The sequence below is a fragment of the Marinomonas dokdonensis genome (genome assembly GCF_052747885.1).
Map to the genome: position 1 here is coordinate 271,092 of NZ_JBRAND010000001.1, position 24,311 is coordinate 295,402.

The window sequence follows — 24,311 nt, forward strand, 5'->3', positions numbered from 1 at the left end:
AACTTATTGGATGCCTTTCACACCTTGATACAAACTCAGATAACGCTCCCGCTGAGCTAATAAATACGCACTGCGCTGAGGGTTTGGCGCAAAACTTTGTATCAGCCCAGGGCGATAACAAATGCTATCAATTGCGGCCTCTCCTCGAACACCAATCGCCGCTAGACGAGCCGCTCCAAGGGAAGGGCCCACCTCTCCTCCTTCACGGTAATCCATAGTGATCGCAAACACATCGGCCAACAGTTGCAGCCAATAGGAACTGCGTGCACCGCCGCCAATGACATCAATTTGTTCACTGACTTCTTGCACCGAACGCACCGCATCTAAACCATCGAGCAAGGCAAAGCTGACCCCTTCGAGCACAGCCTGTAGTAAATCTAGCCCTGTGGTTTGATGATCCATACCCCAAAAAACACCTTTGGCATTCGGGTTATTATGAGGCGTACGCTCTCCGCTCAAGTAAGGCAGAAACACCAGATTCGTGGTTTCTTTACCACTGGCTTGGAGCGCTTCAAACGCTGCTGACACGCTAGCAAAGCCTGCCAGTTTCACCACCCAATCAATGCAACTGGCGGCGCTTAGAATCACCGACATAGTATGCCAAGTATTCGGCAACGCATGACCAAAGCTGTGCAGCGCAGACGCCGGGTTAGCGCTAAAGCCATCTCCTACTGAGAAAATAACCCCGGAGGTGCCTAACGACATCATGGTTTGGCCTTCTTTTATCACTCCCATTCCGACCGCACCAGCGGCATTATCACCGCCACCCGCGACCACAGGGACACAGCTTAGAGACCAGGATTTCGCAAGCTGCGGGTCTAGATAACCACTCACCTGACAACCTTCCAGCACCTTTGGCATATGTGTTTGGTCTAATCCTGTGGCGGCCAACATACGATCACTCCAACCACGACTTTGCATGTCGAGCCAGAGTGTTCCAGAGGCATCGGACACATCCGTGGCAAATTCTCCCGTCATCCGAAAGCGTAAATAGTCCTTCGGTAATAAGACTTTATCGACTTGTTGATAAACCCTTGGTTCATGCTCTTTTAACCAGAGTAATTTTGGCGCGGTAAAGCCTGGCATCACCAAGTTGCCAGTGATGGACTGCACTTCTGGGCACTGTAATTGCAAAGTTTTGCACGCTTCGAAGGAACGTCCATCGTTCCATAAAATAGCAGGCCTTAGCACTTTATGTTGCTTGTCGAGCAAGGTCGCCCCATGCATTTGACCAGATAAACCAATGGCTTTTACTGGGGTGAGATCCTGCCCTTTGGCCAACAATTTCATCGCCGCATCTGTGGCTTGCCACCAATCTTCTGGTTGCTGCTCCGACCACAAAGGCTGAGGGCGAGAAACTTGCAGCCCAGCAGTTTCACTTGCCACTACGTTGCCAGCTTCGTCCATCAAGATGACTTTCACACCCGAGGTGCCTAAATCAATGCCGATATACATAATCATTCTCCTTAAAGGTGGCGCTTAATGACTCAAGCGCCTTGCCATGATGTTTTATTGGGCTTTCTTGGTTTTTACGTCCAACCAAACCGCCAACAACAAAATGGCTCCCTTAACGATTAACTGCCAAAACGTCGGTACATCCAGCATACTCATGCCATTATCAAGGCTGGCCATGATTAACGCCCCCATGATGGCACCAAATACCGTACCCACACCGCCCGCTAAACTGGTGCCACCAATGACACAGGCCGCAATGGCGTCCAATTCAGCCATGTTACCGGCGGCAGGAGAGCCTGCCCCAAGGCGTGAAGTAAGGATCAAGGCGGCAACCGCTACCATCATGCCGTTAAAGCCAAACACCATCATTTTGGTACGTTCAACATTCACCCCAGACATGCGTGTCGCTTCAATATTGCCGCCAATAGCGTAAACACGACGGCCAAAGGCTGTGCGTTTGGCCACATAGGTTGCCAGTAAAATAAGTATGCCCATGATCAAAATCGGTGTTGGAATACCACGGTAATTGTCCAGCACAAAAAACAGCGTCAACAGGCAGACGACAGCAATGGTTGCCTGACCATATTCAAACTTAGCGGCTTTGTTAACGACTTTATGTTTACTGCGAGCTTGGCGGCGAGAGTACACTTTGGCGACTAGGCCTAGGCACAATAAACCGATGGCGCTCATGCCCCAACCAGAAGGCAGGTAGCTTTGCCCTACTACGGCTAAAGCACTGGAGGTCGGTGCAACAGTGACCCCTTCGGTTAACCCCACCAGGATGCCGCGAAAGGCTAACATGCCCGCTAGAGTAACGATAAAAGATGGCACTCTCTGGTAAGCGACCCACCAACCATTAAATAGACCAAGTACCAAGCCTGTGGCCACTGTGATCAGTATTGTTAGCGCAATGGGCAGATGGAACCAAACATCTAAAATGGCCGCGATGCCCCCCAACAGCCCCATCATAGAGCCTACCGACAAGTCGATTTCGGCACTGATGATGACAAATACCATACCGATAGCGAGCACGCCCACTATGGCGGTTTGACGCAATAGGTTAGAAATATTTCGCGGCGTAATAAATGCGCCTTCGGTAGCGATGGAGAAGAACACCACGATAAACAACATGGCGGCCAACATGGCTAAAAGTTGTAACTGACTGGTTTTTATTTTTTTAAACATTCTATGCGCCCTCTTTAATAGCACAATTCATGATGGTTTCTTGGGTTAAGCCTTGATGATCAAACTCGCCTTTCAGACGCCCTTCATGCATCACTAACACTCGGTCACTAATGCCTATGACTTCCGGTAACTCGGAAGACACCATAATGATGGACACCCCTTCTTTCACCAGCGCGTACATGAGTTTATAAATTTCGTACTTAGCCCCCACATCAATACCGCGGGTTGGTTCGTCGAGGATCAGGATTTTCGGCTTGCTTAGCAGACACTTAGCAATAATGGCTTTTTGCTGATTACCACCACTGAGGTTTTTGATGGCTAATTCTGCCGTGGCGGTTTTGACTTTTAAACGGGCGATGTACTCTTCAATATCTTGGTTTTCCCGCTCTTCGTCTATTTGCCCGAGCATTCCACAGTACTGACCCAACATAGACAGGGTAATATTGCGACCAACCCCCATGATGGGCACAATGCCATGACGCTTCCTATCCTCTGGCACCATAGCAATTCCCGCCTGCAATGCCACGCGCTGGGAGCGAATCAAGATATCCTTTCCTTCAAGTTCTATCTGGGCTTGGTATTGCCCTTCATAGCTTCCGTACAAACATTGCATTAGCTCGGTTCGACCAGAACCAATAAGCCCAGAAATTCCTAAAATCTCACCGCGTTTTAGCTCGAAACTGACATTATCTACCTGGGGACGAGATGCCCCATGCTGGCTGGCGGTGGCTTCTTTGACCCGTAATATCACTTCGCCAATGGGGTGGGATTCACGGGGGAATAATTCATCTAACTCACGCCCAACCATCATGCCAATAATGTCGTTTTGAGTGAGTTGGTCAGCGGCTTTGGTGGCAATATGGTCACCGTCACGGATCACCGCCACCCAGTTAGAAAGCGCTAACACTTCGTCCAACTTATGGGAAATATAGATACAAGCAATGCCCTGAGTTTTTAGCTGCTTAACAATATCCAGCAGTATTTCAATCTCTTTACTGGTTAGAGAAGAAGTTGGCTCATCTAGGATTAATAGCTTCACATCTTTGTTTAATGCTTTAGCAATTTCCACCAGCTGTTGTTGACCAACACCCAGTTCACGCACAGGGGTATCGGGTAGTACATCTAACTTTACTCGGCTTAAAAGCTCAGCCGTGCGCTGGTACATGGCTTCGTCATCCAAACGTGCTTGGGAGCCTAGTTCATTACCCAAAAAGATGTTTTCTAGCACACTAAGCTCTTTCACCAAGGCCAACTCTTGGTGAATAATAACGATACCTAACGCTTCCGTGTCTCGAATGCTACTCGCCTTAACCTGTTGTCCATCAAAGTGAATCTCACCTTCATAAGTACCGTAGGGCCAGACACCACTCAGCACTTTCATTAGGGTAGACTTACCCGATCCATTTTCGCCACACACGGACAATACTTCGCCCTTGTCGAGTTGGATGCTCACGCCATTTAAGGCACGCACACCCGAAAAACTTTTCACAATCCCACGCATATCCAATAAGGGCTGCTTCATAATGACACCTCTATGAAAAAGCAAAGGCACTCTTGCGAGTGCCATGATTCAGCTATCGAACAAACTAAGGGTTGTAAACGTCGTCACGAGAATGGAAGCCGTCGGCAATGACGGTTGCATCTAGGTTATCTTTGGTTACCGCGATAGGAGTAAGTAACACAGCATCAACGTCTTTTTGACCATTATTAACATGGCCATTTACGTCAATGCTTTCGCCACGAGCCAGCTTAACTGCCATTTCAGCACTGGTTTTTGCCAGTTTAGAAATAGGTTTATAAACTGTCATGGTTTGCGTGCCCGCGACAATACGACGCATTGCCGCTAAGTCAGCGTCTTGACCGGAAATCACCACCTTGCCACTTAAACCTTGCGCCGCTAATGCTTGAATCGCACCACCTGCGGTGGAGTCATTAGACGCCACGACGGCATCTACCTTGTTGGCGTTAGCCGTTAAGCCGTTTTCCATGATGTTCAAAGCGGCTTCAGCAGACCAACCCATGGCCCATTGGTCACCTACAACGTTGATTTTCTTGGCATCGATGGCAGGTTGGATAACGTTCATTTGTCCTTGGCGGAACATTTTGGCGTTATTGTCGGTTGGAGAACCGCCCAATAGGAAATAGTTACCGGTTGGTTTACGCTCTAGCAAAGCCTCTGCTTGCATCTCACCCACACGAATATTGTCGAAGGATACATAAAGATCAATGTCAGCAAACTTAATCAAACGGTCGTAGGCTAATACCTTAATACCTTCTGATTTCGCTTCCGCCAGCACATTGCCGAGTACTTCACCGTTTTCAGGTACAATCACCAGCACATCTACACCGCGGGAAATCATATTTTCCACTTGTGAAATTTGTGTATTCACATTGCCGTTGGCGGATTGGGTATAAACTTTAGCACCCATTGCTTCTGCGGCTTCAGTGAATAAGTCACGGTCTTTCTGCCAACGTTCTAGTCGTAAGTCCGACATTAGCAAACCAATTTTTTCACCGGCTGCCATGGCAGGGGCGGATGCTGCTACACACGCAGCGATCAAAGTCATTGATACAATTTTCTTCATCTTCTTTTCCTTTTATTTTATTTTTATTGATTGAAGCGCCTCCTAAAAGGAGTCATTACAATGTAAAGGCAGGCTCAAATTAGGTGTATTATCTTTTTTTGTTTCCCTTTAGCTTTATTTACAACCCCCCGAGAACTCAGTAACAAGCAAAATTGCGGGCACAAAAAAACCAGCCGTAGCTGGTTTATTTGCTTACTTTCAATTCACTGAGATTAAAATACTAACAAGCCAATTGAAATGATCGTGCCTGAGTCTAGATGCGGGGGTTATTTTATTATCCCAACTTCACGGTAATAGCGCTCTGCACCAGGGTGTAAAGGCATATTCAAATCCAATAAGGCCTTGTCTAGGGAAATGTTGCTTAACCAAGGGGCACTATCGTATTGAGCGGTAATTTTCTCCCAGAAGGTTTTTGTCATCTTGTAAATGGTCTCTTCAGGGATGTTTTTATTTGTACTGATACCAACTGTCACGCCTAAAGTGTACACATCATCAGAATTGACTTGGTTCTCTCCATAAGTGTTTTGTTTTAGTTGAGTTATACGAAACCCTGGATTTTTGGTTAATGCTGCCACACCTTCATTTCCTTCCAAGTCATCTTTAGGAATGCCTAGGAAACGAATTTTCTTGGTAAGAGCAATTTGGCTAATCGCAGGGCTAGGTGCGTTGGTTGGGTTAAAGTACACATCTAGATTTCCATCTTGAAAGGATTGAGCTGCAGCATCCCAACCTAATTTTACCGTTTTGTAATCTTCATCAGCTTTATAACCAGTCACGGCTTCTATCATCTGTACAACCGTGCGGCGTGTGGCACTACCTGGAGGGCCGACAAACACACGTTTTCCCTTGATGCCTTGCATGCTTTCAATGCCGGAATCTGCATAGACCACAGAGTGGTAGACTCCCATCGAAAAGTTAAAAATGGTGCGAAGGTCTTTAGACAGCTCTTTCACCCCTTTAATTTTCTTATACATGGCAAGCTGATTGCTCATTAATTGATGAAGTATGGGAGAACTCATGTAAAAGTCAGCTTTGCCTTTGGACACATCAAGTGCGTGCTTTGTGGCGGCCCCAGTAGCGTTAACCACAATGGAATATTCAGGCAAATTTTTGTTCACGGTATTGGCAAAGGTTGTCATCACCATATAAGGGCTTGTTCCTGGCCCTAATGTGGACATTCGGAAAGTCTCTTTGGCAGCAACATGGCCAGAATTTAGTGACAGAACAGCAGTGCTGATTAAGCAAGTAAGAGTGAGTCCGACTTTTTTAGAAAATAAGCATTTCATAATCTAGGTTCTCCATTTTTTATATTTATTTGGATCATTGGTTTAAGTTACGATTTTTTTCTTTTCTCGCTTTTATAAGAAGTACAAGTGCCGTTATTCCGCCCACACTTTGAATCCACCAGAAAGGAAGAATGGTCACAATACCTACTATGACAAGCAGCAAACGTAGCCATCCTTTCGATGCAAACCCAGAAGCAATCAACACAATGGCAGCGGAAGTAGTCAGCAATGCTATTACTAATCCGACGATACTAAAGCTATCAACGATGAGTAATAGAGAGGGTTGGTACACGAAAGCAAACGGAATTAAAAATCCGATTGTTGCCAAGCGAAGCGCTGTAACACTTAGTGCTAGGGGGTTGGCTTTTGCAATAGGCGCTGCCGCAAAGGCAGCTAATGCAACAGGCGGTGTGACGGAGGACAAAACAGCGTAATACACCACAAATAAGTGCGCAGCGATTGTATCCACACCCAGAGCTGTTACCGCCGGCCCCATAACCAATATGATGATCAAATAGGCTGGAACTGTCGGCATACCCATGCCTAACACAAGACAGCCAATGGCCATAAGAACAAGAGATAAGAAAAGGTTACCTTCTCCTACAACTTGAATGGCTTCAGCGAATCTTAAACCCAATCCTGTATTATTCATCACGGCAATAATAATGCCGACAGAAGCGACCGCGATGGTAATGGTTGCGCAGGATTTGGCACCGTTAACTACCATTCCTAATAAGCGCTTAGGCTGACGGAGTAAGTCGGGCTCAATAATAAGCCCTAGTAGTGTTGCACTAATCAATGCCCAGAAACCTGCCATGGCAGGACTACTGCCTTGCACCATTAAAACAATAATAAGTATTAAAGGTATTAAAAAAGGAAGGCACTTAAGCTTGTCTTTTAAGGTTAAAGTAATAACGGCGTCTTCTTTTTGAGGTCGCATGCCCAAGTGTTTTGCTTCCGTAGAAATGAAAGCAAATAAACTCCCATAATAGAAAAGCGCAGGAATCAACGCGGCAAGACAAATATTGAGATAAGAGATACCAGTAACGTCGGCCATGATAAAGGCAACAGCGCCCATAATGGGAGGCATTAGCTGGCCACCGCTGGAAGCCGCAGCTTCTACTGCCCCCGCAAATTTGGCAGAGAATCCACGCTTTTTAATCATGGGAATAGTAATAACGCCAGTCCCCACTACATTGGCAACAGCACTACCAGAAATAGTACCAAATAGACCACTTGCCAGAACGGCAGCGTGAGCATCGCCACCCGCAAAATGTCGTGTCACTTTAAAGGCGAATTTTAGTAAGACATCGCCAACACCCAGTGTTTCGAGCAAAGAGCCAAACAAAATAAAGATAAGAATGGTGGAGGTAACAACCGCAAGAGGACGGCCAAAAACACCATCAAAACTATACCAAACGGTCGTAAGAAGCTCGCTGAGATCAACGCCTGCGTGACCTATTACATCGGGGAAATAGTTTCCATATAAGGCATAAACGATAGAGGTCAAACACACGAGAACAAGAGGAAAGCCAACAACGCGCCTCATCATTTCGGCTAACACCAATAAGCCTGCTATAGCATACAGAATATCAATATTTTCCAGTTCGTATAAACCAGACTCAAGTTCTTCAGACACCCAGTAATAGCGATAAACTGCCGCTGATATGAGGCCTACTAGACATAAATCCACTAATTTACTTATCAGTGAACTTTTGTTTTTAATGAGTTTTGCCGCAATTAGAATGATCACGGACAGGCAAAAAGTGCCCACCCGAACGAGAGTGTCGTCATAAATACCCCAGCCAGCAGTATAAATAACGGAACCAACCATCAATAGAAATAATGGGGCGATGAGATATTGCCCTAGGGTTATTTTAGTTGGAGACGATGTTGATGAATTCATAACCTTTGCCTTTTATATTTATTATGCAAATGCTTAATAACAAAACTGAGAGTGAAGTCGTGTTTACCAATAGCCGAACAAATAGCCCTTTTTATGGGCACTATTGGTGACACTTGCCACAAACTCATTGCTGACAGTCGTACGGCTCTTTCGCTGCCTAAACCATTCGTGGAGTGCCGTTTGCATTTCCTGGCGGATGGTTTCGTACGCTGGATCTGTACCTAAATCTTTTTGTTCTAACGGGTCGTTTAGCAAGTCAAACAGTTGTGGTTTGAAATGTTCATAATGCACATATTTCCAACGCTGACTGGCAACCATGACAGCACGAGTTTGATCAGGTGCCATGTTCAGTGTTAGTCGTGCTTGTCGCCATGCGAAATCGGCTTCACTAAAGGCGTATTGGCGCCAACTATCAGCGGCGGGGTTATCTCCTCGTAGGATTGGGAGAAGAGATCGCCCTTCTAGTGTATGACTGCTTGAATTTGCGTCAATCAGGTCAAGAAAAGTAGGCAGCAGATCAATGGCTTCTACCAATCGCTTATCTTCTAAACCTCGTGTGATGTCGGCGCTTGGGCGAGGGTCATGAATAATCATGGGAATATGAGAGCTGGCTTCATGAAACAAATCTTTTTCACCAAGCCAGTGATCGCCAAGATAATCTCCATGATCAGATGTCAGGACGATTACAGTATTATCGTATTCTCCTGTGCTTTTCAGAAACTCAATAAGGCGCTTTAAATGCGTGTCTAGCTGAGTAATCAAGCCCATATAGGTTGGAACAACGCGCTCGCGGACTTCATCCCGAGAAAAAGCGACGGACTCTTTATGACCCATAAATGCGTCAATAACAGGGTGAAGGTTTTCTTTTTCGGCTTCAGTCGCATTGCGCGGCAGTATATCGCTGATGCTGTACATACTGTTATAAGGGGCAGGCGCGATGTAAGGCCAGTGAGGCTTAATGTAGCTCAGGTGCAAGCACCAAGGAGTGCCTTTTGATTCTTGAATAAAGTCCATGGCTCTATTCGTTGTGAAAGCCGTTTCAGAATGCTCCTCTTTCACCCTAGCGGACAAATGAGCATTGCGCATGTACCAGCCACTTTGTATTTCGCCCTGCTCATCTTCGCCTGAATTAGCGTACTCGTGCCATGGATTATGCCCTTCATAACCAAGCTTTCTAAGAAAATTATTATACCCAAGGTCAGGGGAGACACTTTGATCTGGGTGTAACCCGTCGTCTCTTTCGTAAGGCTCAAAGCCACATTCGCTGACCAACACGCCTCTAGAGGAATCAGGATCAACACCAAGACGCTCCATGCCCTCGACATCTTTTCGCATGTGAGTTTTACCAACCAGACCAACACGGTAGCCATGGGGACGTAAGTAATCGCCGATTGTCTTTTCTGAAATTTTTAATGGCACATTGTTGTAGGTTGCGCCATGTGAGAGTGCGTAACGGCCGGTGTAAAATGACATACGAGAAGGGCCGCAAACAGGCGCTTGGGTGTAGGCCCGTTTAAAATTGACGCTTTCTTTTGCCAAAGCATCAATAGTGGGCGTTTTAATACTAGGGTGTCCATTACAGCCAAGGTAATCGGCTCGTAATTGATCTGCCATGATAAATAGAATGTTCGGTTTTTCAGCCATGATGTTTCAGCCTCTTATTATTTTAATGAGTTTTCTTGTCTTCAGAACACAAGAAACAATGCTGCTGATGAAATCCAATGACTTAGATTGATCAGTAATAAGCTATTAGTGGCCATGGTATGGGTAATTTAGATAAATAAACTATGGGGTTTCACTAGGTGAAACAGAGTAATTTTAGAAGCCTTATGACGGCAAGCAGTCTGATATCTGTTTGGCTGCCAACTGTAAGCGAGGCAGAAAAAGGGAGCGTATCTTGGACGCTTCAACATTTCCTTCTGGCCAAGCAACCGTTAAAGAAGCAATGACTTTATCTTGATGAATAATAGGTACGGCAATCGCTTCTATGCGACGACCATCCGTTGAACCTACGCCCCAATAATTGGCTTCCCGCTCTCCAAAACCTTGCGCTTTGGTTTTTTTTAAAAGTTGCTCAAGCCAAACCGCGTCATGGGCTAGACGCCCTTCTTTGCCGCCAGTGGCTTTGATGCCTTTGATAATCTCGTCTTGCTCTGCTTTCGAGCAAAATGCCAAGTAAGCGCGCCCCAAAGCCGAAAAAAGCATCGCAGGCTTAATGCCTATTTGCTCTCTATTAAGAATAAAAGTGGCTTGTGGCCGGCTAGATTCAACGACTCGCATAGTTAAATTGTCTCGTACGGCAATGTCTGAGGGCCATTGCAGATCGCGCTGCAAGTCTTTGATGATAGGTGAGGCCAGTTCAGCTAACGCGACAGAAGTCTTCTGTATTTCTTTGACATGTTGCAGTGAGTAAGACAAGCGATATTGTGAATCGCCTAAAGACCGATAGACCCAGCCTGCTTCTTGTAGAGTTTTGAGTATACGTAAAAGAGTGGCTTTGCTAATACCCGTTTCGTGATGAAGATTAGCCAATGACATCGGAGACTTGTCTCTAAGCTTGTCTAAAACTTGAATACCTCTTGCTAGAGCTTCGATTGACTTCACCATACTATGTCCTTTTATTTATTTTTATTAGACGTCATTGAGTTTTCTCAACGTACTTTTCAATTTTAATTCATAAGATAACTGAAAGTTTCACCAAGTGAAATGCTAAAAACGTATTCCTATTTTGAGCTATAGAATCTTTCCCATTGTTAGAACGTAACCGTTACGTAAAGGAAAAATAATTATGACTCAACTTAACGAAACGCACGATCCAAGTCTTACGAGTTGGGTGCTCAGCGCCAACAAAGATGCCTGTGATTTCCCAATCCAAAATTTACCTTTTGCAGTATTTCGTCGACAAGAGAGTGACGAAGCCTTCCGCGGTGGCGTCGCCATTGGCGATCAAGTCGTTGACCTATCAGCAGCACTGACAAGCGGTGTCTTTTCTGGCTTGGCAGAGCGTGCGGCAAAAGCCTGCTCTCAGGCAACATTAAATGAGTTTATGGAAATGGGGACAGAAGCTTGGTCGGCTTTACGTCTTGCTCTGTCGAAAGCGTTACGTGAGGGTGCTAAAGCTCAGAAGATCCTCGAAAACTGCCTTATTCCACAGGCAGATGTAGAGTTCACCGTGCCTTGTAAAATCGGTGATTACACGGACTTTTACACTTCGATTCATCATGCCACAACCGTTGGCTCTTTATTTCGCCCCGATAATCCATTATTACCTAATTATAAATGGGTTCCTATTGGCTACCACGGTCGGGCGTCGTCTATTGGTGTGTCGGGGCAGAATTTCCACCGCCCAATGGGGCAAATTAAAGCACCTGATGCGTTAGAGCCCGTTCTCGCGCCTTGTAAACGTTTAGATTACGAGCTGGAAGTGGGGATTTATATTGGTTCTGGTAATGACATGGGAGAGCCTATTTCCATTGATAATGTGGATGAGCATGTTTTTGGATTATGTCTTTTTAATGATTGGTCAGCTCGTGATATTCAAGCCTGGGAATACCAGCCTTTAGGACCATTTCTTTCGAAGAGTTTTGCTTCCACGGTTTCTCCATGGATTATCACAACTGAAGCTCTGGCACCATTTAGAGCCGAGTGGACGCGAGACAATGAAGACCCTCAGCCACTCCCTTATTTGGACTCAGAACAAAACCGTGCGAAAGGTGCATACGATATTCAGCTAGAAGTGTTGCTTAATTCAGAAAAAATGCGATCTGAAAATACACCTGCCGTGAAATTGTCTGAGTCTAGCTTTATTTACTCCTATTGGACAGTTGGGCAAATGCTCGCTCATCACACTATCAATGGTTGTAACTTACAGCCGGGAGACTTCCTTGGTAGTGGAACACAATCTGGGCCGAACCATGAAGAAGCAGGCTCACTGCTTGAACTTTCTATGGGTGGAAAACAGCCCCTAGAGCTGAAAAACGGAGAAACGAGAACCTTCTTGCAAGATGGTGACTCCGTCATTATGCGAGGCCGTTGTGAAAAAGAAGGCGCTAAAGCGATTGGTTTTGGTGAAGTCGTTGCAACCGTTTTACCTGCTAAAGGTTAATTTGTTGTAAGAAGCGTTTATCAACAGATGAGCGCTTTGACTCGAAATGAAGTGTCATGATCAGCGCCTTGGCTGTCATGATTCAATTACAAAAATAAAATGACTGAAATTAAGAGAATATAATCATGATAAATATTAAGCAGATTCACCATGTTGCCTACCGCTGCCATGATGCCAAAGAAACCGTGGAGTTCTATCAAAAATACTTGAATATGGATTTTTTGGTGGCCATTGCTGAAGACCGTGTTCCTTCTACAAAAGCACCTGACCCTTATATGCACCTCTTTTTAGATGCAGGGCAAGGCAACATTCTGGCTTTTTTTGAGCTACCTAATTCCCCCAAAATGGGCCGTGACGAGAATACCCCTGAATGGGTTCAACATATCGCTTTTGAAGTGGCTGACCGTGAAGCACTTATTGCTGCCAAAGAAGAATTAGAAGCCAAAGGGCTTGATGTTCTTGGCGTGACCAATCATGGCATCATTCACTCAATCTACTTCTTTGACCCAAATGGGCACCGTTTAGAGTTAACGTATCGTTCAGGTACCCCAGAGCAAATGAAACAACTAGCAGACGTCGCGCCTCTTATGTTGGAAGAATGGTCGAAAACTAAGAAAGCACCGAAGCATGCAGCCTGGTTACACGAAGAAAATTAAACACCACTACATGCCATTTGGTGTCTTGTTGCGTCTTACCATTCTTGAATACACATTTTAGCCGGGGTTAAGCGGATGATTCTTTATGATTACTGTCGTTCATCGGCAGCTTACAGAGTGAGAATAGCATTAAATCTTAAAGGGTTAGCTTACCACCAGCTTCCCGTTAACTTGCTGAAAAATGAGCAACAAGGTGAGGCGCATTTGGCTCGTAATCCACAAGGGCTTGTCCCTGCGTTTGAAGATCAAGGAATGCTCTTTAATCAATCTCTTGCTATCTGTGAATATTTGGATGAGGCTTACCCAAATACTCACAGATTATTACCAGATAATATTATTGAAAAAGCCCATGTTCGTAGTCTTGCTCAAGTCATTGCGTGCGATATTCATCCGATAAACAATTTACGAATACTTAAGTACCTTGTTGGTGAATTTGGTGTGACGGAGGAGCAAAAAATTGCATGGTATCAACATTGGATTCATGAAGGCTTTCGAGCATTAGAGACTCAGCTTTCTGGGTCTCTAAAAGTAGGCGACTTTTGTTATGGGAACACGCCATCCTTGGCAGACTTATGTTTGGTACCACAGGTGTTTAATGCGATTCGCTTTAAAACAGACTTAAGCGCATACCCAACTATTGTCCGAATTTACGAAGCCTTAGAAGCGCTGCCAGCATTCAAAAATGCTCACCCATCTTGTCAGCCAGACGCTTAAACTTGCCATCGTTTCTGAAAAATAAATTAAGGGGTAGCCGCTCTGGTTAGCAGATGAATATGTAAAAAACAGCTCAGTTTGAGCTTTTACAATTTCTTTTTTTGTCTTTATTTCCCCCACCCCCAAGAACTCTGTAACAAGCGATATTACAGGCACAAAAAAACCAGCCGTAGCTGGTTTATTTGCTCACTCTCAATTTGCTGAGATTAAAATACTAACAAGCCAATTGAAATGATCACGCCTGAGCCTAGCAAGGCAAGAATACAGTAGCCCATGACATCTTTCGCGCCAAGACCTGCGATGGCTAACGCAGGTAATGCCCAGAAAGGTTGGATCATATTGGTCCACGCATCACCCCAAGCAATGGCCATCGCAGTTTTCGCGGCATCCACGCCCAAAGCGGCCCCTGCTGGCATCATAATAGGCGCCTGCACCGCCCATTGACCGCCACCAGATGGTACAAAGAAGTTCACAATACCTGCACTTAGGAAGGTAAATAGTGGGAAGGTCACTTCATTTGATACAGACACAAACGCCTCTGAGATAACCCCAGCTAAGGATGCGCCAGAATCACCGGTGGCTGTCATCATGCCCATAATGCCCGCATAGAAAGGAAACTGCAGTAGGATACCCGCACAGTTTTTTGCCCCTTGAGAAACAGAGTTCAATAAACTTTTTGGTGTGCCATGAAGCACAATTGCGGCAAACAAGAAGGTGAAGTTAACAATGTTTAGATTTAAGGCAAAGCCATTATTCACAAAGTAGTAAATAATGTAGGCGAAGCCCATGGCACCCAGTAGGTAAGATAACAGACGGCTGTTTTCCATACGTTCCGCTGGTGACATATCCGCTTTGGATTTTTGCTCTGGTTCGACTTCTTGCTCGTTTAGCAAATGCGCATCAATAGAAACCGTATCCTGAGGGGCTGGATGCATTAAACGATTCAATAGCGGAATGGTGATAAACATCACCCCAAGAATCGCCAAGTTCATGGTAGAGAAAATGGTCTCAGAGGTTGGGATAGCACCAACCACAGCACCATTAGTGATGACTTCATTATTACTGCCGCTGGCAATCGCTAATGGAATCGAGCCCGACAGACCCGCATGCCAGAATAAGAAACCACTGTAAGCAGAAGCGATGAGCAAACGGTAATCCACACCTTTCACACGAGCAGCGATTTCACGAGCGAAAATCGCCCCAACCACTAGGCCGAAACCCCAGTTAATCCAGCACGCTGCCGCACTAATAAAGGTAACCAAAACAATGGCTTGACCCGGTGTTTTAGCAATGCCCGCTAGCATGGCTAATTTACGTTTAAAGGCTGGCGCACTGGCCATCGCATGACCGGTGACGACCACCATTGCCATTTGCATGGCAAAGGTCAGAAGTTTCCAAAAGCCCCCTGCCCACGCATTCACCACCTGCATAGGCCCTTGTCCGGTACTGGGCATAACCAGTACGAATACCACTAGGGTCAGCACGATGGCAAAGATAAAAGGGTCTGGTAGGTAACGTTGTAACAGGGTAACAAAAAACTTACTTAGCCGTTGTAACAGGGTTAATTGGGCTACATTTGTGCTCATAGTTATCGTCCTAATATTATATTTATTATAGGAGCCTCGGATCGAGGCCTTTTTTATTTATGCTTTTGGCATAGTTTTGTTCGGGACATTACTCGCTGGTGACTAACGTGACACCAGCATAGCGACCCCCATTCCGCCGCCAATACAGAGTGTCGCCAAACCTTTGTTTAGGTCTTGACGCTGCATCTCGTGTATTAGACTGACTAGAATTCGACAGCCCGACGCACCAATAGGATGACCAAGTGCAATGGCGCCACCATTCACATTGACTTTATTGGTGTCTAGGGCAAGTTCTTTATTAACGCATAAGGCTTGTACTGCAAAGGCTTCGTTGGCCTCGATAAGATCAAGCTGTTGGCTGCTCCAACCTGCTTTACTTAGGGCTTTTTGAGTGGCAGAAATCGGCCCAGTTCCCATGATTTCAGGATCAACCCCAGCACTGGCAGAGGCTTCGATCACCGCAAGGATAGGTAAACCTAATTGCTGAGCTTTTTCTTCTGTGGTGACGATTACCATGGCGGCACCGTCGTTTAGTGTGGAAGCGTTACCTGCGGTTACGGTACCTTGTTTGGCAAAGGCAGGACGTAATTTAGCGAGGGTTTCTAAACTAGTATTGGCACGAATCTGTTCGTCTTGTGCGACGATTAAAGGCTCACCTTTACGCTGAGCTATGCTGATTGGCACTATTTCATCTTCAAAACGACCTTGGGCTTGCGCCTCGGCAGCTTTTTGTTGTGAATGTACAGCGAATGCATCTTGCTCTGCTCTTGAAAAGCCCCAACGCTCGGCAATGTTTTCCGCAGTTTGCCCCATGTGATAGTCATGAAAAGCATCCCATAAACCATCACTGATCATGGTGTCGACCATTTTCCAGTCGCCCATTTTTTTACCATTGCGGCTCTGTGGTAATACGTGGGCCGCTTGGCTCATGCTTTCTTGACCACCGGCGACCACCATTTCTGCATCGCCACTTAATACCGCTTGGGCCGCCAACTGCACAGCTTTTAAACCAGAACCACATACTTTATTAATGGTCATGGCACTCACGCTTTGATCCAAACCAGCATGGATAGCCGTTTGGCGCGCTGGATTTTGACCGCAACCTGCAGCCAGCACTTGGCCTAAAATGACTTCATCGATCTGTTCTTTTAAGTGAGGTTGCTTCGCCAACATGGCAGTAAGTAACTGAGTACCAATTTGCACGGCACTAAGAGCTGATAGACCACCATTAAAGGAGCCTATAGGTGTTCTGGCAGCACTGACAATAACAGCTTTCATATTGATCTCTCCGACAAGGTTTAATGTTAATTAAATTGCATCTCAGCAACATGATCCGGAATAATTAACTTGCCTTGAGTTTTCTGCTGAATTTCTTCCACGCTCACCCCAGGGGCGCGTTCTTTTAACACAAACGCACCGTCTTCGATCTCCAGCCAAGCTAAATCGGTCAATACTTTTTTGATACAGCCTTTACCGGTTAATGGCAACGAACAAGCGGATAATAATTTCGACTCACCAGATTTCGATGCATGAGTCATGGTGACAATAATGTTCTCAGCACCTGCAACAAGGTCCATGGCGCCGCCCATGCCTTTTACCAATTTATTGGGGATCATCCAAGATGCGATATTGCCCATCACGTCTACTTCGAAGGCGCCCAATACGGTTAGGTCGACATGGCCACCACGTATCATGGCAAAGGACTCTGCTGAAGAGAAAATCGATGCGCCTTTAACGGCGGTAACGGTTTGCTTGCCAGCGTTGATCATATCGGCGTCCATGGTTTCCTCAGTGGGAAATTCGCCCATGCCCAACAAACCATTTTCTGATTGCAGCATCACTTCCATTCCGTCTGGAACGAAGTTTGCCACGAGAGTTGGAATACCAATTCCCAGGTTTACGTAATAGCCATCACGTAATTCTTGGGCCACACGTTGTGCCATTTGTTCTCGAGAAAGTGCCATCTTTCACCTCTTGTTATTTTCAAATATTTGCTACGACGGACGGGACGCTACTGTGCGGCTTTAACAGTTTTTTGTTCGATGCGTTTTTCAAAACTGCCTTGAATAACACGATCTACATAAATTCCTGGGGTATGGATATGGGCTGGGTCTAGCTCGCCTACTTCCACAATTTCTTCCACCTCTACCACGGTAATCTTGCCTGCCGTGGCGGCGAGTGGATTGAAGTTTTGTGCGGTATGACGGTAAACAACATTGCCATAGCGATCCGCTTTCCAGCCCTTCACAATGGCAAAATCACCAGTAATGGATTCTTCTAGTAGGTATTCGCGGTCATTAAAAACTTTGATTTCCTTACCTTCACCAATGGGCGTACCCACACCTGTTGCGGTGTAGAAAGCAGGAATACCAGCACCGCCAGCGCGCATTTTTTCGGCTAAGGTACCTTGGGGAGTCAATTCCACCTCTAATTCGCCAGCCAATAGCTGTTTTTCAAAAAGTGCGTTCTCACCCACATAGGAAGAGATCATCTTGCGGATCTGCTTGTCCACCAGAAGAATTCCTAACCCAAAATCATCCACGCCGCAGTTATTAGAAACCACGGTTAGGTCTTTGGTGCCTTTAAGCTTGATTTGCTGAATTAGATTTTCTGGAATGCCACACAGGCCAAAGCCCCCGGCGAGGACAGTCATGCCGTCTTCAAGCCCTTCTAGGGCGGCTGCGTAACTGGTTACGACCTTGTCAAAACCCGCCATTGTTATTCTCCCATTATCAGTCGGTGTTTAAGGTATGCTTCTGGGGGAAGCATCGATGAGTCTCAGTTTGACTCAAGGAGATAAATTAATTAAATTTAAATTACCTATTTATTAATAAGTTTTGCAAATGAATATTAAGCAAGTTCGAGCTTTTCTGGCGGTGGCGCAAACCATGAGTTTTGCCAGCGCAGCCAATATGATGCACTTATCTCAGCCCGCTTTGAGCTTGTCGATTAAGAATTTAGAAGACAATCTGGGCGGCAAGCTGCTGACCCGTACCACGCGTACCATAGCCTTGACGCCTGAAGGTGAAGCGCTGGTGCCGATTGCCAAACGCCTGTTAACTCAGTGGGAAAATGCTGAAGAGGAAATGAAACAGCGCTTTGCCTTGCAGCTTGGTAAAATCACCATCGCGGCCATGCCCTCCTTTGCCGCCTCCTTGTTACCGAAAGCGATTCGGAATTACCATGATGTCTACCCAGACATTCAGGTTGCCATTGACGATGTACTTTCTGATACTGTGGTGGAAATGGTCAGTAATAATCAGGTGGAACTGGGCATTTCCTTTGAGCCTTACTACCCCATCGACATGGCTTTCTACCCTTTATACGAAGATAAGTTCATCGCTATTTTACCAGCTGATCATCCCTTAGCAGAAAAGCAGAGCCTGACTTGGCAAGCGATTTTGGCTTATGATTTCATCACCCTTCAGCGCCCCTCCAGTGTGCGAACCATGATAGAAAGGGCCCTTCAAAAGGCTGAAATAGAATTGAGTGTTGCGTTTGATGCCCATCAGCTCACCACGGTTAGCCGTATGGTCAGTGAAGGCATGGGGGTAGCGGTTGTGCCTGCTCTTTGTCAGCAACAGGCAACGGAACAAGGGGCCATTTGCCGCCCAATTGCATCACCTGAAATTGCCCGTCGGGTGGGCGTCATCTGTAAGCCGAGATCCAATCTTTCGATTGCCGCAGCCGCCATGCTCGATGTATTGATAGAGACCTATGCGTAATTTGCAATAGGTCTAACATTTACGAAACGAGTGCTATTAAGCGCCTAAATCAGCACTTAATTGCGTCCATAATTTAGGGCTAGCCGCCCACATAGGATTGCCCTTTAAAAGACCATTATTAGCTAAAAAATCAGGCACTTTCCCACCCGCCTGTTCAATTAATAATAGGCCAGCTAACGCATCCCAGCTGTTTAAATGTGCTTCAAAATAACCATGAACCTGGCCACAAGCCACATGGGCCAGCATCAATGCCCCGGCACCAAAGCGTCGGTATTCCACATCCTGCTCATCGAGGCGAGTTAATACGTTTAGATAATCGCTTAAAGGTCTTCGATTAGAGCGCCCTAGACCGATAATCGCCTGCCCAATCTCCGGCTCACGCATAGAAAGCTTTTCACCATTTAAGAAACTCCCCTGCCCCTTACGGGCAAAGAAAAACTCATTTCTATCGGGTGCGTAAATCAAGCCTAATTGAATTTCACCTTGAACGACATAGGCCACGGACACGCACCAATAGTCCATATTTTGTAGATAGTTACTGGTACCATCGATTGGGTCTATCACCCAAATGCCATGCGCTTTATCAGGTTCTGCCGCTGGGCTAAAACCCCCTTCTTCCCCCAAAAAAGCATCATTGGGATACAGGGCCAAAATCGCTTGTTTAAGCGTTTTCTCTACTTCGAGATCGGCTTGAGATACAAAGTCTTGACGACCCTTGGTTGTTATCGATAAACCTTGCTGGCGTAAAACTTGAGCTTTTTCCCCTGCCAACCTAACCGCTTGCTCTAGGATAAAATCTTGATCGCGCATTTGCATTATATGGTCCTTAAAAAAACAATCATTATGTTAGGGATTAGGATTAAGAGCGGGTGAAGTGGCTCTTACAGTTAATGACACTGGCACTGTGTCAAAGCGCTGCTGTGCAGCTGCATCCTGACCACGAATTTGTAGGTTAGTCATGGCTTGCTTAGCAATAGCGCGAATATCTTGTTTAATAGTGGTCAGCTGATAACTGTATTGGCCCGTTAGCTCGGTATCATCAAAACCGATCAGATGAAAATCTTGCGGAGCATCAAAGCCATGTTCTCGCATACCATCCAAAAAACCACATGCCAGCTGGGCATTAGCGCAAAACACACCATCGATTTGCCTTTCACCTGTCTCACACAAGCGATGAGCGGCTGCTCTACCTCCCTGATAACCATCTTGTTCAGCAAGTAAGTCGGTAACCTGTAATTGGTGTTGATGTATGGCATCTTTAAAACACTCACCACGGTTAAGTCCACCCCATGTGGAGCCTTGATAGTTGAGCCAAGCTAGTTGCTGGCAACCACTGTTAATCAATTGTTGGGCTGCCAATGCCGCGCCAGTTTTGTTGTCTGAGCAGACAAAATCCACATCCTTAATATCCATCTGGCGGTTAATACCCACTACCGGAATATTATGCTGTACGCACTCATTGACCAGCTCACTGGGAGGTTGCCCTGAGGTAACAATAACGCCAGAGACGCGAAATTGCGTAAAGCGGCGAATGGTCTCTTCCAAGCCATCGGCGTTGCGCACTTCGGTGACCATGGCTTGATAACCTTGATTTTGGATTTCAAGCAGTAGTCCTTCTAGCAATCCGCTACGAAAAGGGTCGCTGAGCCTTGCTACAACCACCCCTATCAGCTGACTGCGCTTACGGTTTAAGCCTTGTGCTAAAAAATTCACCTGATAGCCCAACTCGTTGGCTGCCTGTAGCACTTTTTCTCGGGTATGTTTTGCGACACTGCCGTTGTTAGTAAAGGTACGTGACACCGCAGCCCTTGATACACCAGCGCGCAAGGCAACATCCTGAGCCGTAACAGAAGCTTTTTTGCTGGTTTTTGTCAAAATTCTCTCCTTATAATTCTCTAGCGGATGGATGACGGTAATTGAGCCAGATTCAAGCTCAAGCCATCTTGGCTAACAAATAAGTTATCTATACTCTGGGCCGCTTGTTGCAAGTGAACAATCGCTTCATCAAAGCAGTGATAAAGCCCTAAGTGTCCAATACCACCCTGCTTTAGCAAACGTACACAATCTGCGTAATCTCCATGTGAAGAGTCCTTTGCTAGGCTTTTAAACGACGCACACTCTTGAAAAGCCAAATCTGCACCTTGCATAAGCGCTTCGCTAGCGGCTGTGGGGCGACCGTCTCCGCTGTAAAACAACACTTGATCATCTACACTGATACGAATGGCTTTATTGGACATTTCATGTTGTGTGGAAGCAGTTTGCAGATGCCAATTCTGCCATGCAAAAGCCTCTTCAATATCATGCCAAATAATTTCAAAACAGATGCTCGTTTCCGGCCATACGGCCAAGCTAACTAAAGCCTGCAACGGCTCTCTTTGCTCACGTTGGCAATAGATCTGTAGAGCTTTATGGCGTTTAAAACTTTTCCAGTTATTCAGTAAAGCGGTTAGGCCCGTACTATGGTCTGGGTGTATATGGGTGAAGTAAATTACATCGATCGCATTTACATCTATATGACGCTGCCAGAGCGCTCTTGGCACGGTGGGCCCACAATCAATCAACCATTGTTTACCAGCCTCATCGCTAATATGTAGCGCGGAAGTGTTGTTGATTTTAGAAAATGCACTGCCACTACCAATCACATCGATTTTCATTTTCTCTCTCAAAGTTATTTTGCAGCTTTAATTAAAATGTCACAAAAGTACGACAAAGTAGGCACCCATAATGTCGTTTAGACATTACATTTTTTTTACAGCAAAGTGAACACGTGTTCATTTTTGCAAAATAATTTAAAAAAAGCCTAGAACAGCCACTAGGCAAGCTTGGAGTAGCAGATGACACGGTTACACATGGCAAACCTACAAGCAGGTTACGGTAATAAACGCATCTTGAACGATATCAGCTTGTCCGTTGAGGAAGGGGAAATGATTGCCCTGTTAGGTCCATCTGGCTGCGGCAAAACGACTTTGCTGAATGCCCTTTGCGGTTTTGTGCCTATCTCCCAAGGAGAGATTTTTATCGGCCAACGTGACATAAGTAAATTGCCTGCTGAAAAGCGCAATATCACTATGGTATTTCAAAGCTATGCCCTATGGCCCCATATGACAGTAGCGCAAAATATTGCCTATGGCTTAAAGGTACAAAAAGTCAGTAAAGCAGAAATACAGCAAAGAGTTAGCGAATTATTAAGCATTGTAAAATTGGATGGCTTAGAGGATGAAAAGGTTACCGCCCTGTCAGGTGGTCAACGCCAAAGGGTTGCCTTGGCTCGCGCCTTGGCCATACGTCCGGATGTGCTGGTTCTAGATGAACCCTTATCAAACCTTGATGCTAAGGTACGTCTCAATGTGCGCCATGAGATTAAAGCCCTGCAAAAACAACTCGGTTTTACCTCTTTGATTGTCACCCATGATCAAGAAGAAGCCTTAGTGATGGCCGATCGTATTGCCGTCCTTAACCAAGGGCGCATTGAACAAATAGGTACCCCAGAAGAAATTTACCAACAGCCAAAAAGTGCCTTTGTGGCCGATTTTATGGGGGCGGAAAACCACCTCATTTGGCCCTGTGAGGATGCCGCCATCACCCTCAATTTGAACTTGCCCGAACACTCTAACAAGCCTTCCAAGTCAGTATATTTTCGCAGCAAAAGTGTGCAACTAAGTCTCGTCAGTGATGCGCCTCAGGCAGAGTCACAAGACTCTGACCTTAGTATTCAAGGGCACGTCTTAGACACGGCTTTTTTTGGCAATAATTATCGAATTAGTGTGCGCTGCGGGACGCACATTATACAGGTAGATCACAGTGTTGATTTGCCTATGAACACTCCCGTTACCTTACGTGTTCCAAACTCTGGGTTGCATATCTACGACCATACTGTCGAGACTTGTGCACAATCTAATTCTATGTCGTTTACGTCGAATCAATGAGGAATATCATGTTTACTAAAACTAAAATTGCTGTCATCGCCACTCTTGGCCTCGCACAATTTTCAGCCGTTGCTCAAGCCGAAACCGTGTTAAACGTTGCTACTGCCGGTAGCCAAAACATGGTGGATTACGTAAAAACTTATTTAGCACCTAAATTCGAAGCCATGCACCCAGATGTAAAAATCAAGGTGGTCGGTACAGGACCGGGTGATGCAGGCTCTCACAAAATATTCGAAAAACTGTCAGCACAACAAGACAGTAATCAAGCCAACTGGGACGTTGATGTGGCGGTTGTGCATCAAAAAATCGGTGGTGAAATGGTCAAAGAAGGACTTCTGGCTAAGTATCGCGATGATATTGCCACCGGCGCCATGGTTACTCGCGACAGTGCAAACAATGCGTTAGGCACCAATGTGCAAGGCTATGTTATGCCAATGTTCCATAGTCAAACAGCGATTGCTTACAATAGCGCTTTTGTAAAGAACCCACCAAAATCCTACGATGAGTTAGTTACTTGGACGCAAAAGAATCCAAAAGCTTTTGGTTACAACGGCATTAAAAATGGTATGTCTGGGGTGAGCTTTGTCACTGGTTGGATTTATGCCTACGGTAGTGATGCCAACACTTTATCAAGCCAGTCTTACGATAGCCAAAAGAAAAACGACTGGAACCAAGCATTTGCAGAGTTAAAAGCCTTTAATCAAAACGTTACCTTTACCCCAGGTAATGCCGGCACACTTGATATGCTGAATCGTGGTGAAATTTTCATGGGTCCAGTATGGGTCGATATGTTTTATAGCTGGAAAGAGCAAGGCAAGATCCCGCCATCTATGAAGTTAGCCTTGATTGCACCGGGCATGCCGGGTCAGCCTATGTACTATGTAACCCCGAGTAAAGCCACTAACCCGCAATTGGCCCGTGACTTTATTGCCTTGGCCACCAGCCCTGAAGTACAAGCGGAAGGCATAGTGAAACGCTTTAATTGGTACCCAGGTATTGATGCAGAAAACGTCAAAAACAAACTGGATAAAGCCAGCTGGGAGAAATTATTCGCAGAAATCACCCCAAGTGATCTAGCCAAATACGGCAAAAGTTTCCCGATCGCGGAATATTTTGACGACATCAAAGAAGGCTACGAGCGCAAAGTCTCTAATTAATTGATCCACTCTGCGAGAAAACGCG

General features: G+C 45.8%; 21 protein-coding genes. 6 read left to right on the forward strand and 15 right to left on the reverse strand.

Annotated features, from left to right (window positions below):
- Positions 1-3 precede the first annotated feature (3 nt).
- The 8 genes from xylB to ACUM5Y_RS01295 all read right to left on the reverse strand — a co-directional run bounded on the left by xylB (position 4) and on the right by ACUM5Y_RS01295 (position 11,024).
- Positions 4-1,455: a xylulokinase gene (gene xylB / locus ACUM5Y_RS01260; protein WP_445975033.1), complete on the reverse strand. Its 1,452-nt coding sequence runs from the start codon at positions 1,453-1,455 to the stop codon at positions 4-6.
- Positions 1,456-1,509: 54 nt separating this feature from the next.
- Entirely contained in the window at positions 1,510-2,640 is a 1,131-nt protein-coding gene (locus ACUM5Y_RS01265) for a sugar ABC transporter permease (RefSeq protein ID WP_445975034.1), read from the reverse strand.
- Position 2,641: 1 nt separating this feature from the next.
- The gene (locus tag ACUM5Y_RS01270; protein WP_445975035.1) at positions 2,642-4,207 is read right to left on the reverse strand and encodes a xylose ABC transporter ATP-binding protein; all 1,566 of its coding nucleotides are present in this window, start codon (positions 4,205-4,207) and stop codon (positions 2,642-2,644) included.
- Between the two features lie 19 nt (positions 4,208-4,226).
- Positions 4,227-5,225 (reverse strand): D-xylose ABC transporter substrate-binding protein, encoded by a 999-nt coding sequence (xylF, locus tag ACUM5Y_RS01275; protein WP_445975036.1) that lies wholly within the window; start codon positions 5,223-5,225, stop codon positions 4,227-4,229.
- Positions 5,226-5,491: 266 nt separating this feature from the next.
- Complete coding sequence (locus tag ACUM5Y_RS01280) at positions 5,492-6,511, reverse strand: TAXI family TRAP transporter solute-binding subunit (RefSeq protein WP_445975037.1); 1,020 nt, start codon at positions 6,509-6,511, stop codon at positions 5,492-5,494.
- A gap of 34 nt (positions 6,512-6,545) precedes the next feature.
- Positions 6,546-8,417, reverse strand: a complete 1,872-nt coding sequence (locus ACUM5Y_RS01285) for a TRAP transporter permease (RefSeq protein WP_445975038.1) — start codon at positions 8,415-8,417, stop codon at positions 6,546-6,548.
- Between the two features lie 63 nt (positions 8,418-8,480).
- Positions 8,481-10,061, reverse strand: a complete 1,581-nt coding sequence (locus ACUM5Y_RS01290) for an alkaline phosphatase family protein (RefSeq protein ID WP_445975039.1) — start codon at positions 10,059-10,061, stop codon at positions 8,481-8,483.
- A 183-nt stretch (positions 10,062-10,244) separates the two neighbouring features.
- Positions 10,245-11,024 carry an IclR family transcriptional regulator domain-containing protein gene (locus ACUM5Y_RS01295; protein ID WP_445975040.1) on the reverse strand — a complete coding sequence of 260 codons (780 nt, stop codon included), beginning with the start codon at positions 11,022-11,024 and terminating at the stop codon, positions 10,245-10,247.
- Between the two features lie 181 nt (positions 11,025-11,205).
- On the opposite strand from ACUM5Y_RS01295, the gene fahA reads away from it, so the two are divergent.
- The 3 genes from fahA to maiA all read left to right on the forward strand — a co-directional run bounded on the left by fahA (position 11,206) and on the right by maiA (position 13,892).
- Positions 11,206-12,522, forward strand: a complete 1,317-nt coding sequence (gene fahA / locus ACUM5Y_RS01300; RefSeq protein ID WP_445975041.1) for a fumarylacetoacetase — start codon at positions 11,206-11,208, stop codon at positions 12,520-12,522.
- 125 nt (positions 12,523-12,647) lie between these two features.
- Positions 12,648-13,178, forward strand: coding sequence for a VOC family protein (locus ACUM5Y_RS01305; protein ID WP_414682152.1), 531 nt, complete (start codon positions 12,648-12,650; stop codon positions 13,176-13,178).
- Between the two features lie 75 nt (positions 13,179-13,253).
- Entirely contained in the window at positions 13,254-13,892 is a 639-nt protein-coding gene (gene maiA, locus ACUM5Y_RS01310; protein WP_445975042.1) for a maleylacetoacetate isomerase, read from the forward strand.
- A gap of 206 nt (positions 13,893-14,098) precedes the next feature.
- Here the strand turns inward: maiA and ACUM5Y_RS01315 are convergent, their stop codons facing one another.
- The 4 genes from ACUM5Y_RS01315 to ACUM5Y_RS01330 form a co-directional block, all read right to left on the reverse strand.
- The gene (locus ACUM5Y_RS01315) at positions 14,099-15,478 is read right to left on the reverse strand and encodes a TIGR00366 family protein (RefSeq protein WP_445975043.1); all 1,380 of its coding nucleotides are present in this window, start codon (positions 15,476-15,478) and stop codon (positions 14,099-14,101) included.
- Positions 15,479-15,580: 102 nt separating this feature from the next.
- Positions 15,581-16,756: an acetyl-CoA C-acetyltransferase gene (locus tag ACUM5Y_RS01320; protein WP_445975044.1), complete on the reverse strand. Its 1,176-nt coding sequence runs from the start codon at positions 16,754-16,756 to the stop codon at positions 15,581-15,583.
- Between the two features lie 26 nt (positions 16,757-16,782).
- Entirely contained in the window at positions 16,783-17,442 is a 660-nt protein-coding gene (locus ACUM5Y_RS01325) for a CoA transferase subunit B (protein WP_445975045.1), read from the reverse strand.
- Positions 17,443-17,489: 47 nt separating this feature from the next.
- Entirely contained in the window at positions 17,490-18,194 is a 705-nt protein-coding gene (locus ACUM5Y_RS01330; protein WP_445975046.1) for a CoA transferase subunit A, read from the reverse strand.
- Between the two features lie 127 nt (positions 18,195-18,321).
- On the opposite strand from ACUM5Y_RS01330, the gene ACUM5Y_RS01335 reads away from it, so the two are divergent.
- Positions 18,322-19,203: a LysR family transcriptional regulator gene (locus tag ACUM5Y_RS01335; RefSeq protein ID WP_445975047.1), complete on the forward strand. Its 882-nt coding sequence runs from the start codon at positions 18,322-18,324 to the stop codon at positions 19,201-19,203.
- Positions 19,204-19,239: 36 nt separating this feature from the next.
- Here ACUM5Y_RS01335 and ACUM5Y_RS01340 read toward each other — a convergent pair whose 3' ends face one another.
- Genes ACUM5Y_RS01340 through ACUM5Y_RS01350 form a run of 3 tightly spaced genes read right to left on the reverse strand, consistent with a single transcriptional unit; the run spans position 19,240 to position 21,857 of the window.
- Positions 19,240-20,019 carry an inositol monophosphatase family protein gene (locus ACUM5Y_RS01340; RefSeq protein ID WP_445975048.1) on the reverse strand — a complete coding sequence of 260 codons (780 nt, stop codon included), beginning with the start codon at positions 20,017-20,019 and terminating at the stop codon, positions 19,240-19,242.
- Positions 20,020-20,049: 30 nt separating this feature from the next.
- Entirely contained in the window at positions 20,050-21,078 is a 1,029-nt protein-coding gene (locus tag ACUM5Y_RS01345) for a LacI family DNA-binding transcriptional regulator (protein ID WP_445975049.1), read from the reverse strand.
- Positions 21,079-21,098: 20 nt separating this feature from the next.
- Entirely contained in the window at positions 21,099-21,857 is a 759-nt protein-coding gene (locus ACUM5Y_RS01350) for an MBL fold metallo-hydrolase (RefSeq protein WP_445975050.1), read from the reverse strand.
- 180 nt (positions 21,858-22,037) lie between these two features.
- Between ACUM5Y_RS01350 and ACUM5Y_RS01355 the strand changes: the two genes are divergently transcribed.
- Together ACUM5Y_RS01355 and ACUM5Y_RS01360 are read left to right on the forward strand one after the other, a co-directional pair.
- Positions 22,038-23,129, forward strand: a complete 1,092-nt coding sequence (locus ACUM5Y_RS01355) for an ABC transporter ATP-binding protein (protein WP_445975051.1) — start codon at positions 22,038-22,040, stop codon at positions 23,127-23,129.
- Between the two features lie 8 nt (positions 23,130-23,137).
- Positions 23,138-24,286, forward strand: coding sequence for an extracellular solute-binding protein (locus tag ACUM5Y_RS01360; RefSeq protein ID WP_445975052.1), 1,149 nt, complete (start codon positions 23,138-23,140; stop codon positions 24,284-24,286).
- The last annotated feature ends 25 nt before the right edge of the window (positions 24,287-24,311 follow it).

Bases quoted from the DNA above. Each gene is read 5' to 3' on its own strand.
- ACUM5Y_RS01350 (WP_445975050.1), bottom strand. From the start codon at position 21,857: ATGAAAATCGATGTGATTGGTAGTGGCAGTGCATTTTCTAAAATCAAC.
- ACUM5Y_RS01355 (WP_445975051.1), top strand. From the start codon at position 22,038: ATGACACGGTTACACATGGCAAACCTACAAGCAGGTTACGGTAATAAA.
- ACUM5Y_RS01295 (WP_445975040.1), bottom strand. From the start codon at position 11,024: ATGGTGAAGTCAATCGAAGCTCTAGCAAGAGGTATTCAAGTTTTAGAC.
- xylB (WP_445975033.1), bottom strand. From the start codon at position 1,455: ATGTATATCGGCATTGATTTAGGCACCTCGGGTGTGAAAGTCATCTTG.
- ACUM5Y_RS01340 (WP_445975048.1), bottom strand. From the start codon at position 20,019: ATGCAAATGCGCGATCAAGATTTTATCCTAGAGCAAGCGGTTAGGTTG.
- ACUM5Y_RS01305 (WP_414682152.1), top strand. From the start codon at position 12,648: ATGATAAATATTAAGCAGATTCACCATGTTGCCTACCGCTGCCATGAT.
- ACUM5Y_RS01360 (WP_445975052.1), top strand. From the start codon at position 23,138: ATGTTTACTAAAACTAAAATTGCTGTCATCGCCACTCTTGGCCTCGCA.
- ACUM5Y_RS01325 (WP_445975045.1), bottom strand. From the start codon at position 17,442: ATGGCACTTTCTCGAGAACAAATGGCACAACGTGTGGCCCAAGAATTA.
- maiA (WP_445975042.1), top strand. From the start codon at position 13,254: ATGATTCTTTATGATTACTGTCGTTCATCGGCAGCTTACAGAGTGAGA.
- ACUM5Y_RS01330 (WP_445975046.1), bottom strand. From the start codon at position 18,194: ATGGCGGGTTTTGACAAGGTCGTAACCAGTTACGCAGCCGCCCTAGAA.
- ACUM5Y_RS01315 (WP_445975043.1), bottom strand. From the start codon at position 15,478: ATGAGCACAAATGTAGCCCAATTAACCCTGTTACAACGGCTAAGTAAG.
- ACUM5Y_RS01290 (WP_445975039.1), bottom strand. From the start codon at position 10,061: ATGGCTGAAAAACCGAACATTCTATTTATCATGGCAGATCAATTACGA.
- ACUM5Y_RS01270 (WP_445975035.1), bottom strand. From the start codon at position 4,207: ATGGCACTCGCAAGAGTGCCTTTGCTTTTTCATAGAGGTGTCATTATG.
- fahA (WP_445975041.1), top strand. From the start codon at position 11,206: ATGACTCAACTTAACGAAACGCACGATCCAAGTCTTACGAGTTGGGTG.
- ACUM5Y_RS01265 (WP_445975034.1), bottom strand. From the start codon at position 2,640: ATGTTTAAAAAAATAAAAACCAGTCAGTTACAACTTTTAGCCATGTTG.
- ACUM5Y_RS01280 (WP_445975037.1), bottom strand. From the start codon at position 6,511: ATGAAATGCTTATTTTCTAAAAAAGTCGGACTCACTCTTACTTGCTTA.
- ACUM5Y_RS01285 (WP_445975038.1), bottom strand. From the start codon at position 8,417: ATGAATTCATCAACATCGTCTCCAACTAAAATAACCCTAGGGCAATAT.
- ACUM5Y_RS01320 (WP_445975044.1), bottom strand. From the start codon at position 16,756: ATGAAAGCTGTTATTGTCAGTGCTGCCAGAACACCTATAGGCTCCTTT.
- ACUM5Y_RS01335 (WP_445975047.1), top strand. From the start codon at position 18,322: ATGAATATTAAGCAAGTTCGAGCTTTTCTGGCGGTGGCGCAAACCATG.
- xylF (WP_445975036.1), bottom strand. From the start codon at position 5,225: ATGAAGAAAATTGTATCAATGACTTTGATCGCTGCGTGTGTAGCAGCA.